The organism is Vibrio sp. V08_P9A1T1, assembly GCF_963874405.1.
In the GTDB taxonomy this organism is placed as follows: Bacteria; Pseudomonadota; Gammaproteobacteria; order Enterobacterales; family Vibrionaceae; genus Vibrio; species Vibrio anguillarum.
In genome coordinates, this window is the sequence record NZ_CAWNIB010000071.1 from 1 (window position 1) to 7,653 (window position 7,653).

At 44.5% G+C, this 7,653-nt stretch carries 8 protein-coding genes; all 8 read right to left on the minus strand.

Annotated elements, in window-relative coordinates; all coding sequences use genetic code 11:
• Positions 1–96: 96 nt before the first annotated feature.
• Positions 97–423 carry a hypothetical protein gene (locus tag AACT21_RS03845; RefSeq protein ID WP_013857344.1) on the minus strand — a complete coding sequence of 109 codons (327 nt, stop codon included), beginning with the start codon at positions 421–423 and terminating at the stop codon, positions 97–99.
• A gap of 146 nt (positions 424–569) precedes the next feature.
• On the minus strand, positions 570–1,538 hold the full coding sequence (lipA, locus tag AACT21_RS03850; protein WP_013857343.1) for a lipoyl synthase: 969 nt from the start codon (positions 1,536–1,538) through the stop codon (positions 570–572).
• A gap of 5 nt (positions 1,539–1,543) precedes the next feature.
• Entirely contained in the window at positions 1,544–2,197 is a 654-nt protein-coding gene (lipB, locus tag AACT21_RS03855) for a lipoyl(octanoyl) transferase LipB (protein ID WP_013857342.1), read from the minus strand.
• Between the two features lie 213 nt (positions 2,198–2,410).
• Complete coding sequence (gene ybeD, locus AACT21_RS03860) at positions 2,411–2,689, minus strand: DUF493 family protein YbeD (RefSeq protein ID WP_010317329.1); 279 nt, start codon at positions 2,687–2,689, stop codon at positions 2,411–2,413.
• A gap of 119 nt (positions 2,690–2,808) precedes the next feature.
• Complete coding sequence (locus AACT21_RS03865; protein ID WP_013857340.1) at positions 2,809–3,987, minus strand: serine hydrolase; 1,179 nt, start codon at positions 3,985–3,987, stop codon at positions 2,809–2,811.
• Between the two features lie 92 nt (positions 3,988–4,079).
• Positions 4,080–4,862, minus strand: a complete 783-nt coding sequence (locus AACT21_RS03870) for a septal ring lytic transglycosylase RlpA family protein (RefSeq protein WP_013857339.1) — start codon at positions 4,860–4,862, stop codon at positions 4,080–4,082.
• A gap of 2 nt (positions 4,863–4,864) precedes the next feature.
• A complete protein-coding gene (gene rodA, locus AACT21_RS03875; protein WP_013857338.1) occupies positions 4,865–5,986 on the minus strand; it encodes a rod shape-determining protein RodA in 1,122 nt (373 codons plus the stop codon).
• A partial coding sequence (gene mrdA, locus AACT21_RS03880) for a penicillin-binding protein 2 (protein ID WP_094163642.1) occupies positions 5,986–7,653 on the minus strand: 1,668 nt, incomplete at its 5' end. The genes mrdA and rodA, both read right to left, overlap by 1 nt.

The window sequence follows — 7,653 nt, forward strand, 5'->3', positions numbered from 1 at the left end:
TCCTAATATTCAGGAGCTTTTTTATTTGATCATTATTTATTTTATTGAGCACCAATAAGAAAAGTGGTCTCTTGCTGTTGAATGTGCTCTGCAGAATTATTTTGCAATGCTGAGCAATGTGCCTGACTTACATTGAAAAGAGTAATATTTAGTGCTCTCGTTAAATTTGCCTAAACCTTCACCATCACAATACTCAATATTAATATTGCGCATAGTATCAAGTGTCTTTTCGCTATTTAAGGCAAACTTAGAGCCGTCAGCGCAGACAATACGAACGCGGCCATCATCACTCACAGAGTAAATGTTGACTTCAGTATTACAAAGCTCAAAGGAGGCTTCACGATAGTTATCTTGCTGAGTATTAGATGCACAACCGGCCATTAAAGTGGCTGTAACAAGTGCTAATGTACTGATCGTTTTCATATTAATAAATCCCTAGCTTTGTTATCTATTTTCTATGTCGTTAGCCTATAGAACATAGAATCAATATTCAAGCTTCAATCATTAACCGAGCAGAGTCTCAAAAACCGATGAGTGAACATCGGCTTGATTGAACTTGTGCTGTGTGGTTATTTCACTTCTAGCCCTTTGGCTTGCATATCCGCATGATAGGAGGAACGTACGAACGGGCCACAGGCGGCGTGAGTAAATCCAAGCTCTAGTGCGATCTCTTTAAGTTCGTCAAATTCAGACGGTGGAACGTAGCGTTCAACTGGCAGGTGATGGCGACTCGGTGCTAAATATTGACCAAGAGTCAGCATTGTGACGTCGTGAGCGCGAAGATCTTTCAATACTTCCACGATCTCTTCTTTTGTTTCACCAAGCCCCATCATGATGCCTGATTTGGTAGGGATACTTGGATGTTGTTGCTTGAATTTCTTCAACAGTTCCAGTGACCATTTATAGTTTGCCCCAGGACGCGCCTTACGATATAGACGTGGTGCGGTTTCTAAGTTGTGGTTAAACACATCCGGCGGGTTATCTTTGAGTAGTTCAAGGGCGATATCCATTCGGCCACGAAAATCCGGTACTAACGTTTCGATACGGATCTCTGGGTTTAATGCTCGAATTTCACGGTTACAGTCGGCAAAATGTTGGGCACCACCATCACGTAGGTCATCACGGTCAACTGAGGTGATAACCACGTATTTCAACTTCATATCCTTAATGGTTTGCGCCAGTTTTTGTGGTTCGTTTGTCTCTGGGGCATTTGGCCGTCCATGAGCAACGTCACAAAATGGGCACCGTCTTGTACAGATGGCGCCTAAAATCATAAAGGTGGCGGTTCCGTGGTTAAAGCATTCTGCTAGGTTAGGGCAAGACGCTTCTTCACACACCGAATGGAGATTATTTTTACGCATTGCTGATTTGATTTCTTGGATGCGTTGGCTATCACTCGGCAGCTTAATTTTCATCCACTCGGGCTTACGCAAAACTTCTTTTTGTTCGGCGGCTGGCATATTTTTTACAGGAATTAATGCCATCTTATCAGCGTCGCGGTATTTAACGCCTTTTTCCATTTGGATCGGTTTGCTCATGCTTTTTACCTTTGAAGAGGTGCTTCTGTGCTGAATTCTACTTGCTCGTAAGCCAATATGTTAACGAGTTCTATTATAAGTTGTTTTTCTACGGTTTGTAGTTCTGTCGGGCCGCCCAGTTCACTGACTTGGGCCATTTCTAAACCCTGATAGCCACAAGGGTTAATGCGTAGGAAAGGGGAGAGATCCATGTTGACGTTTAGCGCTAAACCATGAAACGAACAACCTTTACGGATCCGTAACCCAAGAGAGCAGATTTTTTTCCCTTTGACATAGACACCAGGGGCATCCGGTCTTGCGGCTGAGTCAATACGGTATGCTTGCAAGGTATTGATCACGATCTGTTCAATTTTGGTCACTAACTCTCTTACACCTAATTTTTTGCGGCGCAAATCGATCAAGAAATAAGCCACCAGTTGGCCTGGACCATGGTAGGTAACTTGGCCGCCTCGGTCACTTTGTACCACTGGAATATCGCCAGTATTGAGAAGATGCTCAGCTTTACCTGCTTGGCCTTGGGTAAAAACTGGTTGATGTTCGACAAGCCAAATCTGATCCGGTGTGCTTTCGGTTCTTGTATCGGTAAATTCATGCATAGCTTCCCATACAGGAAGGTATTCTTGGCGCCCCAGACGTTTTACAACAAGCGAATTTAACATCAGCGTGACTCATCTACCGTATAAATAAAGTTTTTGGATTATAAACTTCTTCCAGCGAATGGACTACTAATGAGGACGATAAATTTGTCCTTAGTGTGATGGGGTATATGCTAGCTATATGATTTATATTAAAAAAGCAGCCTAAGCTGCTTTCAAAAAAAATTGAATAAATCAAAAAATGAGAGGCTAGGCATCTCAATCACGGTTTTTGGACTACAGAACCATACGTACGATATCGATCTCGCCTAGCTCTTTGTACAGTATTTCAACTTGTTCGATAGAGGTGGCGGTAATGTTAATCGATAAGGAGTGGTAAGTCCCTTTTGCACTGGGTTTAACTCGTGGGCTGTAATCACCTGGAGCGTGACGTTGGATAACTTCAAGAACCTTCTCTGGAAGTTCGGGCTTTGCGTGGCCCATCACCTTGTAGGTAAATGAACAAGGAAACTCGAGTAAGTCTTTGAGTTTTGCATCAGAGTTGATAGTCAGCATAATGGAAACTCCCGTTGATAATTCGATTAGCGGTGGCGAATACTACAGCGAATGTTGATGGAACTCAATAATCACAAAGCCGCGGTAAGGCGGCTTTGTTTTATCTTCTACAAGGGATATCAGAATAACCCTTTGAAAAGTAATATAATGTAGTCCCAAAGACGGCTAAATATGCTGCCTTCATCAACATTCTCTAATGCCAAAAGAGGGTATTCAGCCACGTCTTTGCCATCAAGCTGGTAGTAAAGCTTACCGACCACATCACCTTGGCTTATTGGCGCTCTGAGCTCTTTTTCAAGAACAAAGCTTGCGCTGAGATCCTTCGCTTGACCGCGAGGGAGTGTAACGTAAGTATCTTCATTGACACCAAGCGCCACTTTATCCTTGTCACCCATCCAGATTTTTTCTTCGACGAATGTTTCACCTGCTTTGTGTGGCGCAACGGTTTCGAAGAATCTAAAGCCATAGCTCAGAAGTTTTTTACTTTCTGATTTACGAGCATTTTCATCTTTGGTCCCCATAACCACAGCAATGAGGCGCATTTTCCCTTCCGTTGCAGAGCTAACTAAACTGTACCCAGCATTACTCGTATGACCGGTTTTAATACCATCTACGTTCATACTTTTATCCCACAGCAAACCATTTCGGTTGTACTGGGTAATCCCGTTATAGGTATATTTCTGCTCTGAATAAATACGGTACTCGTTTGGTACATCACGAATCAACGCTTGACCTAGTAGCGCCATGTCATATGGAGTTGAATAGAGATTTGGGTTATCTAGACCGTGTACGTTAGCAAAGTGCGTATTGCTCATTTTTAGTGAACTTGCCCACGCATTCATTAGGTCAACAAAAGCGTCTTCTGAGCCAGCAATGTGTTCAGCCATCGCCACGCAAGCGTCATTACCAGACTGAATGATGATACCTTTGTTCAGTTCTTCTACCGTTACTGTGGTGCCGACTTCAATAAACATTTTAGACGAGTCAGGGAAGTTTTTAGCCCACGCATTTTTACTGACCACCACTTTATCTTGTGGAGAGATATTGCCACGTTTAAGTTCTTGGCCAATCACGTAGCTGGTCATCATTTTCGTCAAACTTGCAGGTGAAAGTTTTGTGTTCATCTCTTTTTCTGCCAGCACTTTACCTGAATGGTAGTCCATCAACACATAGCCTTTAGCGGCAATTTGAGGAGCATCAGGTATCACGATAGGCGCAGAAAATACTGAGCTAGTAAAGGTTGCAGAAAGCGCAATAGAAGACGCTAGAATCGGTTTTAAGAATGTGTGTTTTTTCATGAGGAATGCAAATTATCTTATTAACTGTCCATATCTTAACAGAAACGACCTATCAAACCAGAGCTTGAATCAAGATCACTGGATTTGATAAGTCACTGAGTGACGGGTTGCGCTTTGATGAAGGCGGTCTCGTAACCGAGTAATTTAACTTTTTCTAGCGTTTGTTGAGTCAGGGCATCGTCATTAAATGGCCCTAAAAATACGCGATGACTGCCATTCACACTGTCTACAAAGCTTTCAACCGTCAATGTTTGACTCAATTGTTCGGATAAAGTTCGTATTCTTTGCTCTGATTTTGCAGAGGCAACTTGGATGAGATATTGAGCCTTCTTTTTCTGTGGTGACGTCGTGATGGGTTTATCGATGGTGATGACTTCGATAGCCACATTCGCAGTCCCGGTTTGAACTACACCCAATTTGTAAGCGGCAGCGTAACTTAAATCAATAATTCGTCCCTCATGAAAGGGACCGCGATCGTTTACCCGAACGATCGCAGTTTTTTTGTTATCTAAATTCGTTACTTTAACGTAGCTGGGTAACGGCAACGTTTTATGGGCGGCCGTCATCGAATACATGTCGTAGATTTCACCGTTGGATGTCAGATGTCCATGAAATTTTTTTCCATACCACGAGGCTTGGCCTTTCTCTGTAAATCCTTTGGCCTCTTTGATAATGGTGTAGTTTATGCCTCTCAAAGTGTAATTCTTGTTGCCGCCCAAACTATAGGGTTCGTATTGCGGATGTGCATCTTCAATATGCTCAACCGAGAGTGGCGTGTTAGGGGCCACGTCGTCTGTTATTGAATAGCGGCTTGAAGAGCTACAACCGATGAGAAATAGACTCGTTAATATAAAGATAAATAGGGAGTTTCTCATGCTTAGGTTGCCTTAGAAAATGCTTTTCGGTGAGTGTGGATAGACATCAGTATGCCAAAGCCAGCCATGAGAGTGACCATGGAAGTACCACCATAGCTGATGAGGGCTAAGGGAACACCAACCACGGGTAAAATACCACTGACCATACCTATGTTTACAAAAACGTAAACAAAGAAGCTGAGTACAATACTTCCAGCCATCATTCGGCCGAAAGCTGTTTGTGCGTTGCTCGCGAGGTATAGACCACGTCCGATGATAAAGAGATAAATAGCGAGTAAACACAAGATGCCAATCATGCCCCACTCTTCAGCAATAACGGCAAAAATGAAGTCGGTGTGCCGCTCAGGTAAGAATTCAAGTTGCGACTGTGTGCCGTGTAGCCATCCTTTTCCTGACAACCCTCCAGACCCAATGGCTATTTTACTCTGAATGATATGATAACCTGCACCGAGTGGATCGGATTCCGGATTGAAAAGTGTTCTGACTCGGGTTTTTTGATATTCACGCATCAGAAAGAACCAAAGCACTGGTATGAAGCCACCCAAAGCCACGGCGGCAGAAAAAATGATTCGCCAGCTTATTCCAGATAAGAAAATGACAAAAATGCCGGAGGCTGCAATCAATATTGAAGTGCCAAGATCGGGCTGCTTCGCGATTAGCACGGTAGGGATAAACACCATTAACAGCGAAACGACTAGGGTTTTAAAGGTGGGTGGAAGAGAACGTTTCCCTATGTAGCGAGCGACCATGAGAGGCACTGCGAGTTTAAGCAATTCTGAGGGCTGAAAACGAACAAAGCCTAAATTTAACCAGCGCTGAGCTCCCTTGGACGATTCGCCAAAAAACAGCACGCCGAGCAACAGCAGTACGCCACAGAAAAACATAAAGGGTGCAAGAGACTCATAAGTTCTTGGGGAAATTTGAGCAAGAAAGATCATCACACCAAGAGCCAGTACCATGCGCATGGCTTGGCGATCCATCATAGTTAAGCTCTGACCGCTGGCGCTGTACATCACGACCAGCCCAAACCCCATCAATAACAAAATACCCAGCAGTAATGGCAAGTCGATGTGCAAGCGCTCAAAAAGCGCTCGATTTTGTCCTGTTGAAGGATCCAGTTCCATTATTTTTCAGCCTCTTTACCTAGAATGGCGCGGTCAAATATTTTCCTAACAACGGGTCCACCATTGCCAGAACCTCCCCCTGCGTTTTCGAGTACCAGAGTGACAATAAGCTGCGGGTCATCTACAGGCGCAAAACCTGTGAATAGAGCATGGTCACGAAGGTGTTCGGCTAATTCATCGGCCTTATACACTTGGTTTTCTGCCAAGCCAAACACTTGCGCAGTTCCAGATTTTCCAGCGCTGACATATTTCATATTGGTAAATGAGCGCCGTGCGGTTCCTTTTTTGCCGTGGTTTACAAGACGCATGCCATTGATTGCGATGTCCCAATAGCGTTTCGGCACCCCTTCGATCGGTGGCGAAGTTTCTAATTCTGAAAGCTCTTGCCTGCTAAACTCTTCACCATTTTTGAGCGTCGAACGCAATAAATGCGGCGCAATCACTTTGCCGTGATTAACCAGCACGGAAGTCGCTTTGGCAATTTGCATCGGTGTTGATGTCCAATACCCTTGACCAATGCCGACCGGAATCGTATCACCTTGATACCAAGGGGTTCGGTGACGTGCCATTTTCCATTCACGCGTTGGCATGTTCGCTTTGCCTTCTTCATAAATGTCTAAACCTGTATAGTCACCAAAGCCAAATTTCATCATCCAACTAGAGAGACGATCAATACCCAAGTCGTAGGCGATTTGGTAAAAGAAGGTATCGACAGACTCTTCGAGTGCCTTATTAATGTCCACTCGCCCATGCCCCCAGCGCAACCAGTCTCGGAAGGGCCGCGTTTTGGAGTTTGGTATCACCCAATAACCAGGATCATTACGTGTTGTTGTTGGGGTTATAACCCCTTCTTGAAGTGCAGCGACAGCAATAAAAGGTTTAATCGTTGAGCCGGGAGGGTAAATACCAAGTGTCGCTCGATTGACTAACGGGCGGTCTGGGTCATTGAGAAGTTCGTTGTAGGCGGCGCTAGAAATACCATGTACGAATGGGTTTGGATCGTAGCTTGGACTTGATGCCATGGTAAGGACACCGTTATCTTTTGGATCGAGCACTACAATTGAACCTCGACGGCCATCCAACAACTTGTGCACATAAAGCTGCAGATCAATGTCCAAGCTTAATACAATGTCTTTCCCTGCCACGGGAGGGACGTATTTTAAGGTGCGAATGATGCGTCCTCGGCTATTGACCTCAACTTCTTGGTAGCCAGCCGTGCCGTGCAGCACATCCTCATAAAAGCGTTCAATCCCCAGTTTGCCAATATCACGAGTGGCTTGGTAATTGGCTGAGCGCTCTTCGCGTTCTAGACGTTCCATATCTCGGTCATTGATCCTGGATACATAACCAATGACATGAGTGAGAACTTCACCATAGGGGTAGTAGCGCTTTAAGCTTGCGCTTACTGATACACCGGGAAACTTGTGCTGATTGACCGAAAAAATAGCCACTTCCTCCGGTGTTAACTGCGTCAAAAGCGGCACTGAATTAAATCGGCGTGTCTGACGACGCTCTTTTTCAAAGGTGGCAATTTTTTCTGGTGAGATGGTCAGGTATTGCTGTAAGCGCGTGATCGTATCATCCATATCGCGCACTTGCTCAGGTGTGATCTCTAAGTTGAATACTGGGCGGTTTTCCGCTAGTAGCACACCATTGCGGTCATAAAT